At 34.1% G+C, this 18,737-nt stretch carries 25 protein-coding genes; 13 read left to right on the forward strand and 12 right to left on the reverse strand.

The features are described from left to right. Positions 1 to 29: 29 nt before the first annotated feature. The 3 genes from ACU8DI_RS10460 to ACU8DI_RS10470 form a co-directional block, all read right to left on the reverse strand. Positions 30 to 506: a hypothetical protein gene (locus tag ACU8DI_RS10460; RefSeq protein WP_447112719.1), complete on the reverse strand. Its 477-nt coding sequence runs from the start codon at positions 504 to 506 to the stop codon at positions 30 to 32. Positions 507 to 593: 87 nt separating this feature from the next. After that, on the reverse strand, positions 594 to 746 hold the full coding sequence (locus ACU8DI_RS10465; RefSeq protein WP_447112720.1) for a hypothetical protein: 153 nt from the start codon (positions 744 to 746) through the stop codon (positions 594 to 596). Between the two features lie 11 nt (positions 747 to 757). After that, positions 758 to 2,119 (reverse strand): NAD-dependent succinate-semialdehyde dehydrogenase, encoded by a 1,362-nt coding sequence (locus tag ACU8DI_RS10470; RefSeq protein ID WP_447112721.1) that lies wholly within the window; start codon positions 2,117 to 2,119, stop codon positions 758 to 760. Positions 2,120 to 2,294: 175 nt separating this feature from the next. On the opposite strand from ACU8DI_RS10470, the gene ACU8DI_RS10475 reads away from it, so the two are divergent. From ACU8DI_RS10475 to ACU8DI_RS10490, 4 genes are all read left to right on the forward strand, one after another. After that, positions 2,295 to 2,627: a YtxH domain-containing protein gene (locus ACU8DI_RS10475; protein ID WP_447112722.1), complete on the forward strand. Its 333-nt coding sequence runs from the start codon at positions 2,295 to 2,297 to the stop codon at positions 2,625 to 2,627. Positions 2,628 to 2,630: 3 nt separating this feature from the next. After that, positions 2,631 to 2,978, forward strand: coding sequence for a hypothetical protein (locus ACU8DI_RS10480; protein WP_447112723.1), 348 nt, complete (start codon positions 2,631 to 2,633; stop codon positions 2,976 to 2,978). A 4-nt stretch (positions 2,979 to 2,982) separates the two neighbouring features. After that, complete coding sequence (locus ACU8DI_RS10485; protein WP_447112724.1) at positions 2,983 to 3,183, forward strand: hypothetical protein; 201 nt, start codon at positions 2,983 to 2,985, stop codon at positions 3,181 to 3,183. Between the two features lie 203 nt (positions 3,184 to 3,386). Continuing rightward, positions 3,387 to 3,983, forward strand: a complete 597-nt coding sequence (locus ACU8DI_RS10490) for a hypothetical protein (RefSeq protein WP_447112725.1) — start codon at positions 3,387 to 3,389, stop codon at positions 3,981 to 3,983. Between the two features lie 86 nt (positions 3,984 to 4,069). On the opposite strand, the gene ACU8DI_RS10495 is transcribed toward ACU8DI_RS10490, so the two are convergent. Together ACU8DI_RS10495 and ACU8DI_RS10500 are read right to left on the reverse strand one after the other, a co-directional pair. Further along, the gene (locus ACU8DI_RS10495; protein ID WP_447112726.1) at positions 4,070 to 4,669 is read right to left on the reverse strand and encodes a DUF2652 domain-containing protein; all 600 of its coding nucleotides are present in this window, start codon (positions 4,667 to 4,669) and stop codon (positions 4,070 to 4,072) included. 48 nt (positions 4,670 to 4,717) lie between these two features. Then, positions 4,718 to 5,761 (reverse strand): helix-turn-helix transcriptional regulator, encoded by a 1,044-nt coding sequence (locus tag ACU8DI_RS10500; protein WP_447112727.1) that lies wholly within the window; start codon positions 5,759 to 5,761, stop codon positions 4,718 to 4,720. A 421-nt stretch (positions 5,762 to 6,182) separates the two neighbouring features. Here ACU8DI_RS10500 and ACU8DI_RS10505 point away from each other — a divergent pair, with 421 nt between their 5' ends. The 7 genes from ACU8DI_RS10505 to ACU8DI_RS10535 all read left to right on the forward strand — a co-directional run bounded on the left by ACU8DI_RS10505 (position 6,183) and on the right by ACU8DI_RS10535 (position 10,220). Then, on the forward strand, positions 6,183 to 6,617 hold the full coding sequence (locus ACU8DI_RS10505; RefSeq protein WP_447112728.1) for a hemerythrin domain-containing protein: 435 nt from the start codon (positions 6,183 to 6,185) through the stop codon (positions 6,615 to 6,617). A gap of 5 nt (positions 6,618 to 6,622) precedes the next feature. Beyond that, positions 6,623 to 7,705, forward strand: a complete 1,083-nt coding sequence (locus tag ACU8DI_RS10510) for a DNA topoisomerase IB (protein ID WP_447112729.1) — start codon at positions 6,623 to 6,625, stop codon at positions 7,703 to 7,705. A gap of 172 nt (positions 7,706 to 7,877) precedes the next feature. Beyond that, complete coding sequence (locus ACU8DI_RS10515; RefSeq protein ID WP_447112730.1) at positions 7,878 to 8,327, forward strand: ferritin-like domain-containing protein; 450 nt, start codon at positions 7,878 to 7,880, stop codon at positions 8,325 to 8,327. A 120-nt stretch (positions 8,328 to 8,447) separates the two neighbouring features. Continuing rightward, positions 8,448 to 9,152, forward strand: a complete 705-nt coding sequence (locus tag ACU8DI_RS10520) for an SOS response-associated peptidase family protein (RefSeq protein ID WP_447112731.1) — start codon at positions 8,448 to 8,450, stop codon at positions 9,150 to 9,152. Between the two features lie 115 nt (positions 9,153 to 9,267). Next, positions 9,268 to 9,429 (forward strand): DUF1328 domain-containing protein, encoded by a 162-nt coding sequence (locus tag ACU8DI_RS10525; protein WP_447112732.1) that lies wholly within the window; start codon positions 9,268 to 9,270, stop codon positions 9,427 to 9,429. A 33-nt stretch (positions 9,430 to 9,462) separates the two neighbouring features. Beyond that, positions 9,463 to 9,600, forward strand: coding sequence for a hypothetical protein (locus ACU8DI_RS10530; RefSeq protein ID WP_447112733.1), 138 nt, complete (start codon positions 9,463 to 9,465; stop codon positions 9,598 to 9,600). 59 nt (positions 9,601 to 9,659) lie between these two features. Further along, positions 9,660 to 10,220 (forward strand): hypothetical protein, encoded by a 561-nt coding sequence (locus ACU8DI_RS10535; protein WP_447112734.1) that lies wholly within the window; start codon positions 9,660 to 9,662, stop codon positions 10,218 to 10,220. Positions 10,221 to 10,235: 15 nt separating this feature from the next. On the opposite strand, the gene ACU8DI_RS10540 is transcribed toward ACU8DI_RS10535, so the two are convergent. After that, a complete protein-coding gene (locus tag ACU8DI_RS10540; protein WP_447112735.1) occupies positions 10,236 to 11,279 on the reverse strand; it encodes a helix-turn-helix domain-containing protein in 1,044 nt (347 codons plus the stop codon). A gap of 266 nt (positions 11,280 to 11,545) precedes the next feature. On the opposite strand from ACU8DI_RS10540, the gene ACU8DI_RS10545 reads away from it, so the two are divergent. Beyond that, positions 11,546 to 12,223 carry an SOS response-associated peptidase family protein gene (locus ACU8DI_RS10545; protein WP_447112736.1) on the forward strand — a complete coding sequence of 226 codons (678 nt, stop codon included), beginning with the start codon at positions 11,546 to 11,548 and terminating at the stop codon, positions 12,221 to 12,223. Here ACU8DI_RS10545 and ACU8DI_RS10550 read toward each other — a convergent pair. The 3 genes from ACU8DI_RS10550 to ACU8DI_RS10560 form a co-directional block, all read right to left on the reverse strand. Next, positions 12,210 to 13,247 (reverse strand): helix-turn-helix domain-containing protein, encoded by a 1,038-nt coding sequence (locus ACU8DI_RS10550; RefSeq protein WP_447112737.1) that lies wholly within the window; start codon positions 13,245 to 13,247, stop codon positions 12,210 to 12,212. The genes ACU8DI_RS10545 and ACU8DI_RS10550 overlap by 14 nt on opposite strands. A gap of 196 nt (positions 13,248 to 13,443) precedes the next feature. After that, positions 13,444 to 14,478 carry a helix-turn-helix domain-containing protein gene (locus tag ACU8DI_RS10555; RefSeq protein ID WP_447112738.1) on the reverse strand — a complete coding sequence of 345 codons (1,035 nt, stop codon included), beginning with the start codon at positions 14,476 to 14,478 and terminating at the stop codon, positions 13,444 to 13,446. Between the two features lie 74 nt (positions 14,479 to 14,552). Further along, positions 14,553 to 14,963, reverse strand: coding sequence for an arsenate reductase family protein (locus ACU8DI_RS10560; RefSeq protein WP_447112739.1), 411 nt, complete (start codon positions 14,961 to 14,963; stop codon positions 14,553 to 14,555). A 193-nt stretch (positions 14,964 to 15,156) separates the two neighbouring features. Here ACU8DI_RS10560 and trxB point away from each other — a divergent pair, with 193 nt between their 5' ends. After that, a complete protein-coding gene (trxB, locus tag ACU8DI_RS10565; protein WP_447112740.1) occupies positions 15,157 to 16,134 on the forward strand; it encodes a thioredoxin-disulfide reductase in 978 nt (325 codons plus the stop codon). A gap of 78 nt (positions 16,135 to 16,212) precedes the next feature. Here trxB and ACU8DI_RS10570 read toward each other — a convergent pair whose 3' ends face one another. From ACU8DI_RS10570 to ACU8DI_RS10580, 3 genes are all read right to left on the reverse strand, one after another. After that, entirely contained in the window at positions 16,213 to 17,046 is an 834-nt protein-coding gene (locus tag ACU8DI_RS10570) for a GIN domain-containing protein (RefSeq protein WP_447112741.1), read from the reverse strand. 108 nt (positions 17,047 to 17,154) lie between these two features. Next, complete coding sequence (locus ACU8DI_RS10575) at positions 17,155 to 17,883, reverse strand: head GIN domain-containing protein (protein WP_447112742.1); 729 nt, start codon at positions 17,881 to 17,883, stop codon at positions 17,155 to 17,157. A gap of 24 nt (positions 17,884 to 17,907) precedes the next feature. Continuing rightward, complete coding sequence (locus ACU8DI_RS10580; RefSeq protein ID WP_447112743.1) at positions 17,908 to 18,690, reverse strand: DUF3471 domain-containing protein; 783 nt, start codon at positions 18,688 to 18,690, stop codon at positions 17,908 to 17,910. Positions 18,691 to 18,737: the final 47 nt, after the last annotated feature.

Genomic DNA, 18,737 nt, shown 5'->3' on the forward strand with positions numbered 1-18,737 from the left:
GGGCTTTTTTTATTTTAGTTTGTACTTATTTACTCAATTCTCTTGTAGTTTTCTGCATAAATCCTATTGCCATCTTCGTCAATTTCAATCTGGCTGAAACTGTCTCCATTAAAAATTAGCTCATGCTTAAATTCTTTTTTCTCTTCTATGATTTTACTCATCATTTCTGAACCATATTCTAAAACTTCCAACAGTTCAGTTCCGTTTATTTCATAGCTACCATAACCAAACCATTCCGATGAATCTGTGGGAACGTATTTACTCCACATCACTTTGGTGGGTGTGTAGATTTTTACTTGTCGGTAACCTTCACTAGTGGTAAATGAATCTGTGACTTCATTATCTAAATAATTGTAGTAGCCAACCAATTCCCATGCACCTTCTAAGGAGTCTGATACATCGCTTTCAGTAAGGTCGGTATCATTATTTTTTAACTTGTTTTCGGATTTATCGTTACAAGAAAAAATCAACAAAACAATGAGGATTGAGGAAAGAATAGCTTTCATAACATGATGATTTTTAAGGTAGAATTCTATGAAATTTACAAAAAAACCATCAATATAGCTAACATTATTGCGTGTAATTCTTAGACGTTAAAATTTCATAAAGTAAATTCCGGAGACAACAACTCCTATGATCAGTAGAATTAAAACGACAATGACAAAGGTTGATGTCTTTTTTGTGGTTTCATCTTTTTGCAAAATATAATCTCTAGTTTCTTCTTCTTCTTCTTTTACGAATTTCATAATTTTGGTGTTTATTTATTAATATAAATAGTTTTTTTATTTACGAATTCCAAGATGCCTTCCTTGGAAAGTTCTCTGCCGTAACCCGAATATTTAGTACCTCCGAAAGGAAGTCGTGGGTCTGATTTGACTAACTCATTTATGAAAAATGCGCCATCTTCAATTTCAGAAATTCTTTTTACGGCTTTTTTGGTGTCTTTTGTGAAAACCATAGTGCCCAGGCCAAACCGAGACTCAGATGCCATTTGGTACGCTTCATTTTCGTTTTCCACTTTTATAATGGCAGCAACTGGACCAAATGTTTCTTCATAAAAAACGGGCATGTTAGGCGTCACCTCTGTCAAAATCGTTGGTTCGAAATAGGCTTTGTCGGTCGAGTAACCATAATGTAATTTAGCGCCTCTTTCAACGGATTTATCAACTTGAGACTTTAGTGTGTCTGCCAAGTCTTTTCTCGCCAAAACGGATATTTGTGTACCGTCATCTGTAGGATCTCCTATTTTTAATTTCTTGATTTTATTAGTGAATTGTTCTAAAAATTCATCATAAATAGCCTCAACTACTACAAATCGTTTCGCTGCAATACAGCTTTGACCGGTGTTTTGCATTCTAGCCTTTACCATCGTGTCTAAATGTTTGCTTAAATCGGCATCTTTTAAAACAAGACAGGCATTGTTTCCGCCGAGTTCTAAAACGGTTTTCTTGAGATGCTTTCCGGCAATTTCCGCAACTTTCTTGCCAGCCGCTTCACTACCTGTAAGAGATACGGCCTTTACAATATCGTTTTTAATAATGGCTTCAATTTGATCATGTCCCACGACAAGCGTTTGAAAACAACCTTTCGGGTATCCAGATTTTTCAAAGATATCTTGAATAATCAATGCGCATCCCGTCACATTTGAAGCATGCTTTAAAAGCGCTGTATTTCCAGCTGTTAATGTTGGAATTGCAAATCGCATTACTTGCCAGAATGGATAGTTCCACGGCATAACGGCTAGAATAACTCCCAAGGGATCATAGCTGATAAAGCTCTCATTGGCATCTGTCTCGATGATATCGTCTGATAAAAATCTTTCTGCATTTTTTCTATAGAAATCGCATAAGAAAATACATTTCTCAATTTCAGCTCTACTCTCAACAATTGGTTTACCCATTTCATTAGTCATCAGTTCGCTGTATTCCTCTAAATTCTGGTATAAGGTATCAGCGAGATTATCTAGAAGCTTTACCCTTTTTTCTATACTTTTTAATTTCCACGACTCAAAAACATTGTGAGCTTCATTCAGCATTTGCTTGACCTGTTTGTCATTGTGCAAATCATAATCTGTTATGTCTTGATTCGTATAAGGATTAATGGTACTAATTTTAGCCATGAATTTTTTATTTCAATATATTATCATTAACTATTTTGCATTAACTCAAAAGAAAAAACTATTGTCTTGTTTAAGAGATTTGGTTTAAGTCAATTTTTAAATCTATCGCGTTAACACTAACGACTTGTATATCCGATATTTGTAGTAAATCAAGTTTAACTTAATATATAATAACATGGGAAAAGATAGCAATACAATTTTAGGAATATTAGCAGGAACAGCAATTGGTGCCACATTAGGTATTTTATTCGCACCTGATAAAGGTGTCAATACGAGACAGAAAATCGCTGATGAAGCCATCAATACAAAAGATATGTTGGCAGAGAAAGCAACTGTGTTTAAGGATAATGTCGTAACGACCATGTCTGGAAAAAAAGAAACTTTAGATACACAATTGGAAAATATTGTTTCTGATGCTAGTCACAAGGCAGATGATTTAATCAACTCTTTGGAAAAAAAGTTAGCGCAGTTAAAAGCAAAGAATAAAAAATTACAAAAAACATCATAATATATGACTGTTTTTGAATCATTGAATCAAACAACTGATAAAGCAACTGATACTGCTGAGACTTATATCAAAACGTCTCAGCAATATCTTAAGCTGAAGGTGTTCCAGCAACTTACTATTTCCTTGAGTCTTGTAACAAAACTAACCATTATTGGTGGTCTAGCGACTCTGGCATTAATTTTTATTGCAGTAGCAGGTGCTATTGAAATAGGTGAAGCGCTTGGAAATCTGGCTTTGGGTTATGCAGCCATTGCACTCTTATTTGTGCTATTGGCGATCATTGTATATTATCTGAGACATCTTATTGATAAGAAAATCATCAAGGTAATTTCAACTAAATTTTTTGACTAATCACATGAAGAACTATAGCACATTTGAAGAGATTGAATATGATTTAAAGCGTCTGAATCTAGAACGTCAGATAGCTTTTGAAGAACTTAAAGGTGTGAAAGGTCAAATTAAGGAAGATTTAAAGCCTTTACATTGGTTACAAACCGTTGCCAAATATGCCAGTAAGTTTGGATCCTTAATGCTTTTGAAAAAAATAATTAAATAACTAATTCAAACAACTCTCTGAATCGCGAAACTTCTGTTTCGCGATTTTTTTTTGTCGGATATAGTAATGACTTGCTGATCTTTCGAATATGAGTCAATGATCCCTTTGATAGCGCTAAGTTAGTTGTATGGTTCGTAGTATATTTACAATAGACAAGAAGAGTAATCAACTCTTATATAATAACATTAAAACTTATACAAATTATGAAAATTAAGACAATGGCAATCACTGTAATGTGTGCCACATTTATGCTAAACTGCAATGTTGATAAAAAGAAAGATATGGAGCTTCCTGAAGTAGATGTTGATATGGATGTCTCTGCGGAAGAGGGCCAGTTGCCAACATATGATGTGGACTGGGCCGATGTTAACGTAGGTACAACAACCAAAACGGTGAATGTTCCAAAAGTGGTTGTGGTAATGGAGGAAGAGGAAGTAGAAGTTCCTTATATAGATGTAGACATGCCAGATTCTGATGACAATGATAAAGAAGAGCGTACGCTCATGATTGAAGCAGAGGTGACTGGAAATGAACACACTTTGGACATCAAAGAAATTTGGGCCTCCGATAATAACCTCTATGTGATTTCTGAATTGGTTGAAACTGACCAATCAATTGCAGATAAAAAAATGCGTGTATCAGATCAAGTAACTTTGAATGCACCAGAATTAAATGTAAAACACTACATCATTGGTGAAAGACCAGACAGGGTTTTTAACACACAACACACTTATGTTGCAGATATGAATACACTGAAATCTAAAATGAATGGTGATTATAAAGTTATTTATAACAAATAACCCATTGTAATAGTTATAATCACTTTTAGTGGCCTCAACCGAAAGGTTGAGGTTTTTTATGTGGTAATAGGTGGAAATAGGTTGTACTAAATGAGTGGTGTAAGATCTATGTAGAAATACTTTACCTTACCAATATGCTCATAGCGATTCTGTCCTTTTTTTAATTCAGTCCAATACACTTTTGTGTCCAAATTTTCCAGATCGTACTGAGACAAAAGACTTTCTGAAATTAATAGATATTCCTCCTTTGGGACTTCATTTTTCAATAACTTATGAGCAATGACCACATCTTCCCCCATCAGTTTGATATGTTTTCCAATTTGCACAGCATCTACATCTTCACCGTAATGCAATATAATTTTTAATCCTAATACTTTTGCCAATGACTCAGCATCCTTATGAGCAGCGAAGGTTGCCGACAACTCATTAAGTTGCTGGTAAAACAACCTATAGAAATTAATACATTGATCGATTAAGGCTTTTAAACTGGGAAGTGCGCCTCTCTTATAAAAAAGCACGGCATCACCTTCTATTTCAGAAACTCTTAAACCAATGTCATTGGCATAGATGATTTTGTTGAGAAGTGATGGGATAATTTTAGAACTGAAATCAGAGTCAGCTTCACTCATGAATTTGGTGAAACCACTAATATCTGGGATACAAATCAATAATGGTTCATGAGTCATGTTTGATTCTTTTATTAACTATTAATCCTATTTCACAATAGGCAAGTTTTAAGCGGCGTTCTCTTCAATCACTAAATTATTTAAGACATTCTTTCGATACTCATTTGGTGTTACATTGTACTTTTCCTTAAATATTTTTGAAAAATAACTTCTACTTGTGAATCCGATACTATAAACTACTTGAGAGACATTTAGATCGGCATTTTTCATTAAATCACGAGCAGCTTCCAATCGAATATGTCTCACATATTCCGTAACTGTTCTAGTGTATAGGAATTTAAAACCATCCTGTAATTTGGCTTGTGACAGACCAGAATCCATTGATAATTGTTCCAATGAATAATTGAAAGAAGGGTCTTTGATAATTTTGTTTCCTAATTTTCGAATCACCTTCAGTTCCGTATTTGTCAACGAGGTAGGTAATTGAACGCCTCTTTGGAATTTATTGTGTTGCTGGATATGAAGCGATAGAATTTCGTAAACCAACGATTCAATTTTCAGCACTTTAACCATGCCTTTAGACTTAATATGCTTCATTTTTTTGATGTAATCGGCCATTTTCAAGTTGAGTAATCCATAATGAGCAAACCTATTATCGTGATCTGTATCCACAAACACTTCATACAAGCGTTCATTTAAAAGAGATGCGTTAGTCGTGCGTTTCTTTAAGAATTTTTTTCTTACAATCTGTATAATACTCGTTTCTATTTGTTTATCCTTCGGAAAATGAATATGATTGGCACCACCTGTTTTGTTAGTAAAAATTAATGAGTGATACTGTTCAACTAATTTCTCATCGTTATTGATGCCAAAACGGTGTTTAAAATCACCTTTGTAGTTATACATAAAGCGGATAGGGTTGAACTTACTTGCTTGTATGTTAAAAATGATTTCCTTAAAAAATACAATGTTCAAGTTGAGTAAATTAACGCCCCAATCAAACGGCATAAACTTAATGGTACCTCTGGCATTTTCATTATCTAGTGTTAAGCTGTATTCATTCCACTTTTCATCAATGGTACCACCAATGGCTTCCTGGATTTGATTAATGAGATCCTTGGCGTTTTCTGGTGTAATAATTATTTCTTTCATGATTCTAATGGTTACTGTTAGCTTAAATGCTTTTACTATATATACGTAAAAGTAGGCGTAATAGATACCTATAACACTAATTTAGATTTTTTTTAACGGAATTTACAGGAAAACGTTAAAATTATAAGGGATAGAGCACTTTCAAAGTATGTATAAACCTAAATTTGTGATTGTCATACCTCTTCAATCATGTTGAAGTATAGTTTAGTTAGGGATAAGACCCAGCATTTTTTTTAAAGATTGCTGGGTTTTTGTTTGGGTTAAAATCTCATGAGATAAAGCACTTCAAGACTCCTGGATTGTTTTAATTTTAACTTTATCTAAGAAGCAAATCGCTTCCTGATAATTTGATTGGTTAGTTGCGCCTCAGTAAAGTCACTGTTACTGAGGCAATACTTTTTATTAATGTAACACGAGACCCATGACTATTTTTGAAGCCATAAGAAAAGATCACGATATCCAACGTGAATTATTAGATCAACTTATTAAAACCTCCGGAGACACAGAAGAAAGGGACCGTATATTCATATCCTTAAGGAAGGAATTGAAAGTACATGCCGATGCTGAAGAACGACATTATTATAAACCTTTAATCGATTCTGATCTTATGCAAGAAAAAGCGAGACATGGTATCGCTGAACATCATGAAATTGATGAATTGATTGAGCAATTAGAGGAGACCGATTATGATTCGTCAGCTTGGCTAAAAATCGCCAAAGATCTCAAGCATAAAGTTGAACATCACTTAGAAGATGAAGAGCAAAAGTTTTTTCAGTTGTCTGGTAAAGTACTCACCGAAAATCAGAAAAAGAATCTGGCAGATGACTACAAGGATTATATGTCTTCCAACCGATAAGTAGCATGTCTGTACAAAGACTTACACCAGCACTTTTAAAAAAAATTGAGAAGCATCCAGAGTCGGCCATTGAGACTCTGGATTTAGTTTATGTAAATACGCATCAATTAGCTATTCTTCGACAAAAAAGAGAGAAGGATTTTACATACATCCATAAAGGTGTGCCTATTCAAAATAAAAAAGAATTAGAGCGTATTGAATCTTTGGTTATACCTCCAGCATGGGATGACGTCAAGATTTCAGTTTTATCAAATGGACACCTACAAGCCACTGGAAGAGATGTCAAAAGGCGTAAACAATATCGTTACCATCCTAAATGGAACAAAATAAAAAACCAAACCAAGTTTTTTAAAATGACAGAGTTTGGTAAAGCCTTACCGAAAATTAGAAATCGTGTAGAAAAAGACATTATACAGAAGTCATGGACTAAAACTAAAGTGATGGCACTGGTAATTAAACTCATGGAGGAAACCCATATTAGAATTGGCAATGATTATTATGCCAAGAAAAACAAAACTTATGGATTAACCACTTTGAGAAGCAAGCATGTTCATCTCTATAAAGATCGTTTGCGATTTCAGTTTGTAGGGAAAAAAGGGAAAGCGCATAATATCACCTTAAGAAACAAGAAATTAGTGCAACTCGTAAGTAAATGTGAAGAAATTCCTGGATGGGAATTGTTTCAGTTTTTTGATAGTCATGGTGAAAAGCATCATGTTGATAGTGCCATGGTTAATGAGTATTTAAATACCATTTCAGGTTCGGCATTTACCGCGAAAGATTTTAGAACTTGGTCTGCTAGTGTGATCTTTTTTGAATCCTTAATTGAGTTTGACAGACCCAAGACAGAGAAGGAGACTCATGACAATATTTTAGCGGCCTTTGATGCTACTGCACAAGCACTTGGTAATACTCGTAATGTTTGCCGAAAGTATTATGTGCATCCCATTCTTGTAGAGTCATACCAAAATGATTCACTTCATGATGTGTTTACTAAAATAGACACAGCACCCATACAATCGGGTTATTTAACGCCATCTGAAATGTCTGTTTTAGAATTGATTGACTCTTACCAACCGTCTATATAGTTAAAATTTTATTAAACTCGTATTTGAGTTATTTTTTAAAGCATAACGACTAAACGAAACATCTTAATTACTGTAATTTAGCATTGTAAGTAAGTTAATCATGACTGCTTATGATGTAAAATCGATAGACATCAAAAAAACAAACTATCGTTTAAATTTAAATAAATGAATTATGAGTAATTACACAGAAGAAGTAGGAAATAAATTAAACGAACTATTAGAAAAAACATATGATGCTGAAAAAGGCTTCAAGAAGGCCGCGGAAAATGTAGAGCATTCAGCACTAAAATCATATTTTAATGAAAAGGCGCAAGAGCGTTATAATTTTGGACATGAATTAAAGTCTGAAATTAAATCGTTTAACCAAGATGTCGATAAAGGAGGAAGCTTAACTGGTAAAGCTCACAGAGCTTGGATGGATGTTAAATCCTTATTTTCGAATGATGATGAAGAATCGATGCTAGAAGAAGCGATTCGTGGTGAAAAAGCTGCCATTGACGAATACAGTGAAGTCTTAAAGGAAACAAGTTTGCCATCCACAACGAAGTCCATATTGATGTCGCAGAAAAATACGATTGAAAATGGATTATCTAATATCAAAACTTTAGAAGATTTGAGATAATCATCTAATCGATAGATAAAGATTCAAAAGGTGTCCAATGGGCACCTTTTTTATATGAAGACACTTTTCATTTGAATGAGTTAACGCAATCTCCTACTTTTCACGTCCTTAAAACAAAAAATGTTTTATAGATTATCCAATACATCTGATCTGAAAGGGATAGAACGAGAGCTCGGCGTGAAATTCAGGTTTCCAAATCTATATGAACCTAACGCTGTTATTAATGGTTTGGTAGAGTCTAATTTACCCATCATTACAATGGAAGATAGCCAAACGATCGATTTTTCCATTTGGGGTTTATTGCCAGAAGATTATGAAGAAAGTTGGGATACGTTTCAAGATGTTACCAATACTTTAAATACGAATGTTCACGATCAAAATTTAAGCGACGATATTTACACTAACGCATTGGATAAAAGGCGTTGTTTGATTATAGTGAATGGATTTTTTACAACGCGCCTGTTCAAAGGTAAGTTACACATGCATTATGTGCATTTAAAAAACCATTCACCTTTCTGTCTAGCAGGAATCTATAACAAGGTGGTAGATGGCTTTATTACCTGTTCACTTTTGGTGACTCATGCGACTCATAAATTCGATAATATTCCAAATCTCGGTAAGTTGAAACCACTCATATTTAAAAAGAAAGATTATCCTATTTGGTTAGATCGAAACCATAATTTAAACGACTTGAAATCGCTTATCAACCACCACGATGTTTATGATTTTGTATACGATCCTATAAAGGGTCCTCATGATAATATTAAAGATTTAAGGCGAACACTTGATGACGGTTACGACGAAATAAATTTAAGGATCTCTTAATGTGGTATTAGTGTTAAATATCTTGCCATATGAGTTAAGTCAATAAAATAAAAAGCCTCATCTTTGTAATGTAAGGGATTGAAAATCAGTCTCATTAACTTTTAAAGTTTATATTATGTTACGTTGGACAATCACATTTGTAATTATTGCTATTATCGCTGCCATATTAGGATTTGGTGGCATTGCAGGAGCTGCTTCTGGAATAGCGAAAATATTATTTTTTATATTCATTGTATTATTCGTACTTTCTCTACTGAGAGGTGCTCTCAAAAAATAAATTAATCAACAATTAACCTTTAAACAATCAATTATGAGAAAATTATCAAAATTATTTTTGATACTATTTACAGTATCGACGGTATTTACTAGTTGTAGAGAAACAAACGAAGACAAAGTCGAAGACGCTGTTGAGGATGTTGCTGATGATGTAGAAGATGCAGTAGATTAAGAATTCAAAATAACCAATTTTAAGGCCTCAACTAGAGGCCTTTTTTTATATCAAAATCAATGAAAAAATTTCTACTCAATAATAGAAGAGCTATTTATGGCGGCTTAATAACGTTCATGATCATTGCTGTTGGCGTGTTTCTTTTAGGGAACATCTCTGGCTATGAGGCGAAGAATCTGTTGAATGCCTCCCTTTCGGGAATTAATATGCTTTGCAATACTATCGTATTGGCTTCAGCTACAATATTAGCATTATTATTAACCCTTTTGGGAATTAGTTCGGGTACCGAATCTCAACTAAAAGATGGTCATTACATTGAAGTACTTAACATTGCAAAAATAGATACCATTCTCTTTATCGTAACCCTAGTCATGTTTCAGTTATTCAATATTCCGATTACGGAATCGAATGAAGTGCCAACAAATTGGTTTAGAATTATTTACTGGAGTACGCTGTTGGTGTCATCTATGTTAAGCGGTGCCATGGTGGTAGTCATTTTAATGCTTTATAATACAGTTACAAATATCATTATGATTGTGGGTCTTAAACAAGATCATGAACTGATTTATAAAGATGAAGATGTACAGGCAGAAAAGGCGAAAGAATCAACTAAAGATTAGGAAGAAAGGCTGTGATTAGGTGCTACTTATTAACATGTTTGATTTATACCGATGCTTATAAGCTGTTGGGTTACAACCAAAATGTTGTTTAAATATTTTACTAAAGTAACTGCGACTCGTGAAGCCTATCGTATAAACAATTTCTGATATGTTTAAATCAGAATTGACGAGTAATTCTTGTGCCTTGTCTAAACGCACTTTTCTTGTGAAGTTTGAAACCGTATGATTATGAACGGCTTTAAAGCCACTTTGTAACTTTGATTGAGAAATAAAAAACTGAGAGCAGATATTGTCTTGGGAGTGATTAAGACCAGGATTATCAATAATATGCTCTGTGATTGCTCTTATTTTTTGAATCTCTTGACGTGAAATATCATGACGCTCACGATTCGTATAAGTTTCGTGATACATCTGCTCTATATGTTGCGATAGAATCAATTGATATCTACTTTGTAATTGCAAAACGGATGATACACACTCAGACATCGATATGTTTCTTATCGATCTCAGTTGTTCCGTAATATTAAGATTATGAGAACATTCAAATAAATAATCCCTGAGCATATCAAATATTTTGGTCAATTTGGAGAGTTTTTCTCTTTTAGGCTTATAAGGACACTCGAAATTCTTCAAGTAAGTGTCTTTATTAATGGTTATGATGTTGCATTTAAAAGGAATGTGTTTTTTTATAACTAAGATGTTATGCTTGTATCTGCTTGTAGCTACAACCACTGTTTTGAGTTCATCTATTTTGGAATATTTTTCAGAATTGTCAAAACTATGGTAACAAATACCCTCTAAATTGTAGAAAAAGTAGAGAATATTGTTCTTGTTCGTGGGAATGTTCATTACGAGATCTTCTTTGAGGTTCACGTCAATATTAACAGCAGTTAAGCCATTGTCAAAGGTGATTTGATCTATAGATCCTTGTCCAGAATCATTTTTGAGCTGTAGCTCTGTTATCCCGTCGTTGCTCACATGTTCATGGCAATTAAGGCCATTTTTCAGCACGTGAAGCAAGATGCTGGATTCGTTAGTTTGTTTATTTTCTGGTTTCATTACACTATAAATTTTTAATACATTAGTACCTTTTAATGTACCTATTCAAGGTAGGAAGATTTTAAAGGGTTGATTAACAGTATGACATATTTGTGTAACAGTATTACGTTTGTGACATCAATTTTTACGAATGTGCTTTATTACCAATTTTTAACATTAAAATTATTTATTGAGTTATAATTAAATGATTTAAAGACAATCAATTAATAAATATTTCGTCAACTTGCAATCAAATCAAAATTGTGTACTACAAGCTTTCAAATCATATGGACCTTAACACTATCGAATCGAAAACTGGATTGCCATTTCGATTCCCTAACCTATATAATTCTTCAGAGATTATTGATGGATTATATGAGGAATCCTTGCCGGTAATTACGATAGATCGTCCTGACGAAATTAATCTAGCTATTTGGGGTATTTTACCACAGAATTATAGAGAAGATTGGCAAGTTTTTCAACAAGTGAGAAATACGCTTAATCTTGATATCCGATCGATTCATCAGGATGAAGAGCACGAAAATGCCTTAATGCATAGGCGATGTGTTGTCATTGTCTCAGGATTTTTCGCCTCATTCAATTATCAAGGACAAGTTTACCCTGTATATATCTATTCTAAACAGAATGTGCCGTTTTACTTGGCTGGTATTTATAACCGAACACATGACGGGTTTATAACGTTTTCTATACTTCTTGAAAAGCATAATTTTCAAATGTCTAAGCTACACAATGTGAGTGATTCCATGCCTATAGTGTTAAATGACCAACATAAAAAGATATGGCTGGGCGAACACTATGCAGACATATTGTCTGGATGTAATACCAGTTTTGAGGACCTCTGTCTTACATCTCACACAATTGCCAAAGAATTTTATAAAAATAATATTCTTTATGATGGTATTCTTGAACCAGCCATTTATAAAGACCTAACTATTCGTTCTTAACCTTAGCAGATTTTAGGCTTTCTTTATAATCTATAGGGAGAATCTTATATTGTTCGTAAAAGATTTTTGAAAAATAACTTCTACTTTTGTAACCTATTTCATAAACGATTTCTGAAATCGATTTATCAGTATTACGAATCATGTCTCGAGCTATTTCCAACTTCACGTTTCGCATGTACTCATTAATAGATTTGGAAAACAACAGCTGAAAGCCCAACTGAAGTTTTTTCGGACCGAGTCCACATTCTTTAGAAAGCGTTTTAATAGTAAGTGATTGTGACACATTATCATAAATGTATTCAACTAAATTGTGAATTTTCTTAATATCCTCTATGGAGAGACTATCTGTAAGATGAATCTCATTCGTAAAACGTTTGTGCTCAAGCATTTGCAATGCTAAGATTAGATTGAGCTGACCTTCGATTGTTAAGGATTTAATGATTCCTGAACCATGAAATTCGTTCATTGTTTTAATTTTGTCTGCAATGGCGAGGTTGTAATTGCCGATATGCATATAGGGTAAATTTTCTTTGTTCCCTTGAAAAATGGATAACAATGAGTCTTCCAAAGTTTCAACTTGATGGTTTTTTTTCTTCATGAATTTCTTTGAAAAAACATGAATAACATTTAGTTTGACTTGTATTCTATTGGGAAATACATAGATGCTTTTTGATTGTGCATCATTGGAGATAATAATATTTTGAAACCGTTCTAAACGTATATAATTACTATTTTCTTGGTTGTTAAACGTTAAGTTGCCTTTCGAAATAAATAAAAATTCAATTGGCCCTGTATCTTTATTAAAATTAAAAATAATTTTAACATCCTCTTTAAAACTGACATCGTAATCTAAGAGTGCTATTCCCCAGTCAAATTTTCGATTTCTAATGGAGCCTGTGCCGATATCATTCTTAAAGACTAGTGTTTCTTCGCCATCTTCTTGTTTAATGTTTCCTTTTATATAAACATTAAGCTGTTCAATGATGGACTTCTTTTCTACATCAGTTATTTCAATACGCCTCATGCTAAGTAACTTCTTAGTGTTTTTTTGTTAAAATATATTAGTTGTGCTAGGTGAGGTTGGTGTTGCAAAAAAAGAGGATATAGATAATAAACCTTGACAAAATTGAAATTAACTTTAACACAATTGGGTTGTTAATAGGCTTAAAACCCTATCAATTTTGATAATTAATTTTATTATATGCCTGTAATTAAGTTAATTAGGCTGATTTTGAATTGCTCTCTTGGAGATGCGCCATGTACTTGCTTGGAGCGATGCCATATCGCTCCTTAAATAATTTTGAAAAGTAACTTCGGCTATTTATGCCAATTTTATAGGTGATTTCAGAAATATTAAGATCAGAGTTTTCCATTAGTGTTTTTGCTCTTTCAATTCGGTAATTCTTAATATATTCATTCACGGATGTTCTGAAAAGCTTTTTAAAGCCATTTTGCAATGTATTTTGATTTAACCCAACACGATTGGCAAGACTGTACACATTGATTCTCACATCCAATTCTTCTTTAATAATATCGACAGCTTTTTCAATCTTATCGATAGTGGATTTCCTTAGTAGTGTTTTTTTGGAGTCGTCGCCACCATTATTGTAGTTATGCAGTTGACTGGTTAAAATCTCGTAGGCTTTACCTTCCAAGAACATTGGCTTCATAAATTCTTCATGCTCACATCGCCTAAATTCTTCAATATATTGTGAGATTTCTAAGGAAAAATAGTTGGATTCAAAAATATGATTCACACCATTAACATCTTTGAATATCAGTTCCAATTCATTGGAAAGTTCATCTGTCAAGCTCATCAGCTTTTCTTCAAACACTTTTCGATTAATTAATAGCATAAAGAAATTAGACGATTTTTCTTTGGATATCGAAATTTGGTGTGTGGTGGTGGTGTCGTTAGCAAACATGCAATACTGAAGCTTGTTTATCGTCGTTTTTTCTTTGGAATCAGACGATTTATGTACAATTTTTGCGTCCAAATTAAATAGCAATTGTAGATAATTGACATCGAGTTTTTCGAATAAAAAATGCAGTTTACTATGGACGGTTAAATGCGATTCTATAACACCTAAACCATGAGAAAATTGAATGCCTCTTATATATCCACGTCCCAACTTATCAGAAACGTCAAGACAATAATCGTCATTGCTATTCGTCATGGCAATGCCGAGCTGTTCAGACAAAGAGTCCATAATTTGTACGATGTCTGGTTGACCTATTCTGAGCGTTTTCGGCATAAAACTTATGTATTTAAAAGAATGCAGGCATTATGAGCTGTTAAATTTACTTCATAAAAGTATAAAATGGCTAATTAAATATATTTTTTTTCATCAATACCTTGACTATTAGGATCTAAATACTTTTCAATATCAGAAGGATTCTTAATTTGGTAAAAATCTTCACCAACAATCACAATCGGAAAATTAAATACTTCAGGTGTTTTGTCTAAAACATCAATCCAACCGTTTTCATCCAAGTTTGTGGTCGTATCATAATGTGCTGTGAACTCGGGATGATCTTTATCGATTAAGTCACCAATAGAACAATCTAAGGCTTCTGCTAAATCTTTCCATTGTGTCCCAGTCACATTTGATTTTAAGACATCAATGGCCAATAAATCCTTAAACGATGCATTCACATAGCCATAGGTTTGCTTTCCAATAGATGACTCTGAACTGTAATATATTTTAATCATGTTTTTATGTGTTTTGATAGTAGACATTTCGATATGTTTAGTCAACCTAAGATACTATCAAAGCATATATTTAGTTAACTCAAATACGATAATGATTAACACAAAACCCAAATAGGTGGCTATTGAAAAGCTTAATGGTTATATAAGAACTGTTAATAACTTTGATGTTAGTTTTTAATCAAAAAACCTACTTTTGTTTAAGAATTAATTGAAAGTAAATATGTCTGAAACAATAGAAAAAGTGAAATGCCTTATCATAGGTTCTGGTCCTGCTGGTTATACGGCAGCCATCTATGCATCTAGAGCTAATATGCAACCTGTTTTGTATCAAGGAACGCAACCAGGAGGTCAATTAACAACCACCAATGATGTAGAAAATTTCCCTGGTTATCCTGATGGGATTACTGGTCCTGAAATGATGATTGAACTGCAGAAGCAAGCGGCCAGATTTGGTACCGATATCAGAGACGGCTGGGTCACCAAAGTTGATTTTTCAGGAGATATTCACAAAGTATGGGTGAATGAAACCAAGGAGATACATTGTAAAACGGTGATCATTTCTACAGGTGCTTCGGCGAAATATTTGGGATTAGATTCTGAGCAAAAATATTTGAAGTTAGGAGGCGGTGTTTCTGCCTGCGCTGTTTGCGATGGATTCTTTTACAGAAATCAAGAGGTTGTTATTGTAGGCGCTGGAGATAGTGCTTGTGAAGAAGCACACTACCTATCCAAATTGTGTAAAAAAGTCACAATGCTTGTGCGAAGAGATGAATTTAGAGCGTCTAAAATCATGGCGAATCGTGTTAAGAATACTGAGAATATCGACATTCTTTACAATACCGAAACAGAGGAAGTATTGGGTGATGGGCAAGTCGTAACTGGTGTGCGCGTGTTCAATAATCAAACAAAAGAAAAACATGAAATACCAGCAACTGGATTCTTTGTAGCGATTGGGCATAAACCAAATACAGATATTTTTAAAGACTATCTGAATTTAGATGAAACAGGTTATATTATCAATGTCCCTGGAACCGCCAAGACGAATGTAGAAGGTGTGTTTGTTTCTGGTGATGCTGCAGATCATGTTTATAGACAAGCCGTTACGGCTGCTGGAACGGGTTGTATGGCTGCTTTGGACGCTGAGCGTTATTTAGCCGCTAAAGAATCTGATTTTGAAGTTTCTACACCTGTGTATTAGCAAATCAAGATTAATATTATGAAAAGACCCGAAACTGTTGAAGCTTCGGGTCTTTTTAATTTTTTAAGGTCTGGCGTGTTATTTTTCTTTCTTTTGAAGTTTTACAGTATCTGTAAATTTAGTAATGGTTATTTGTGGATTCCCATATAGGTAAACTTCACTAGAACCACTTGCCGCTATAGAAATAGATTCTGTCACTTCAACATACACATCACTAGCGAATTCCGCAATGACCTCACAAGTTTTAGCTGTAAAGTTTTTACCGTTAAACTGGCTATTGTTGTCACCTCTTAAGGTAAGCGTATTAATGGTTCCCTCAATATCGGCATTGGCACGTTGGTACAAGTCAATTTTTGCGGTTGACGCATTAATCAAGGCATCCATTTTAGTATTGTCACTAATTTGGGTCACGACATCTGTAGCGGTGATATTCAGTTTTACTTTAGATTTCTCGGTACTCACAAAATTGAAAGAATCGGTCTTTATGTTCAGATAGGCTCGAGATGAACCACTTGTTTTCAACATCGCATTATTCAATTCTAACGACGTGAGTGACCTTACTTCTGCGTCGTCCTTCACTTCAATGTCTGAGAACATATCGCCATAATTAATTTTTACCTCTAATTTTCTTGGTCGTATGTCACCAGTAGATGCTAAAGTGAGAACACCCTCAACCACAGCAATATTGATATATTCATGTAAATTGTCGTCAGTTTCAATTTCCACTGAAGGTTTCTTGTTGTAAAATAATTCTACTTTGAAATCTTCACCTATGATTATTTTTTTGAATTCATCAACATAAGTTTGCTTGATGGTCAAATTCCTGTCTCCTTTTATCTTTTCAGAATCTTGTGCAAAACTTGAAGCACTCCATCCTAAGATCACGAGTAGGCATAAGGTAATATTTTTCATTATTATTTATTAAGCGTTACGACAAATATAAAACAAAAACCATCCCAAACTTGTATTTAAGTTTGAAATGGTCTTCAAAATGGTTGATTAGAAGGTTGTTTTTATGGATTACATTTTGCGCACAGAACCCGATGTTACACCGTTTTTTTCTAATAATTCTGGGTTGCCAACATATCGAATGTCACCACCACTATTGGCTTTAGCCGTTAGTTTTTTGCTTACATGGAGTTCGATATCCGCACCACTAGTAGCATTGGCGTCACAAGTCTCAGATTGAAATTGACTTGCTCTAATGTCACTACCGCTAGTCGCTGAAGCTTTTAAATTAACCGTTTTGCCAGTGACGTTAAGATCACTGCCACTTGTAGACGATAATGTTGTGGATGTGGCTTCAAGAGCCAACTCTAAATCGGCTCCACTGGTAGTAGATAATGCAATGTCATCAGCAAAGATGGTATTTGTGGAATAAACATCACTACCACTTGTTGATGAAATACGTTTAAGTTGATTCACATTCACCATGACTTTTTTGGCTTCTGCTGTACTAATGTTTTCACTAGTGTAAATTTTAAGTACGCCATTTTCGATTTCAGTAATAATAAGGTTGTGTAAATTTTCATCAGCCTGAACTTTTAGCATCGGTGTGTCGCTTTGCGTTAAGTAGACATCCATACCGCGACTTACTTCTATTTCATGAAATGAGTCTTCCAGTGTTCTTTCTATGGTGGTCACATTGCCATTGCCTTGAACGCCATTGTTGAAGTTGAGGTCAAATTGGCAAGACGTCATCATGATGCTTAAAATGATGGCGATTGTAATTTTTGTTAGTGTTGTCATAATTGATTGATTTAATTGATGATTTTATATTTTAAAAGCTTCTTCTACGATTTTGCCACGTTCTCTTACTATGAATTTTTCTACTTGTCCGTCGGCATTAGTCATAAATTCAAAGGACAATGGACTCTCTTGGTGATAAAAGACAGTGTCAGATTCGGCAAGAATATCAGCGCTCATACCACCTGCGTTAATGTGTAACCCATGGTCTGTTCTTGATATGATAACCAGACCAGATTCTTTGGCCTCATATTTTCCTATGTATGAATCTAGAAGATGATCAGCAACTAACATAGGGTTTTTGGTTTCCATATGATGGTCATAACTGAAAACACGTTTTAATACCCAAGAACTATCTTGTAAAACCCATAAATGCGAGAATTGCGCAATACTTCCAGGAACTTCCACACCATTTGTGCGTTCAAAAAATCTGTGCGTACCTTCTTGGATAGCGCCATAAACGTCTCCCTTCGATTTAAGAGGAAAGACCTTTAAGCTACCTGAAATGAGTTCACGACGAGATGTCGCGGTATTGCTAGGATTGCAAATACCTTTTTTCATGCCTTCAATAAAGTTAGCTTTAGAATTTGTAACACCAGATTGGTCATGATAAAATTCGAAATCGTCTGCGATAAGCTCATTTAATAAGCTCGTTTCACAATGATTGAACGCACGCTCAAAAAGCAAACTATCTTTTTCTTTTAACACATGAAAAAGTGCTTGATCTTGCTTATTATGATAGGGCTGATCTTGAATGGTCACTGTTAGTGCCATCAAAATACTTATGATGAAATATTGAAACTGTAACATTTTTTGATTGATTAATTGAGGTTCAAATATTTAAAAAATGGTTGGTT

Source organism: Psychroserpens sp. BH13MA-6 (genome assembly GCF_052983595.1).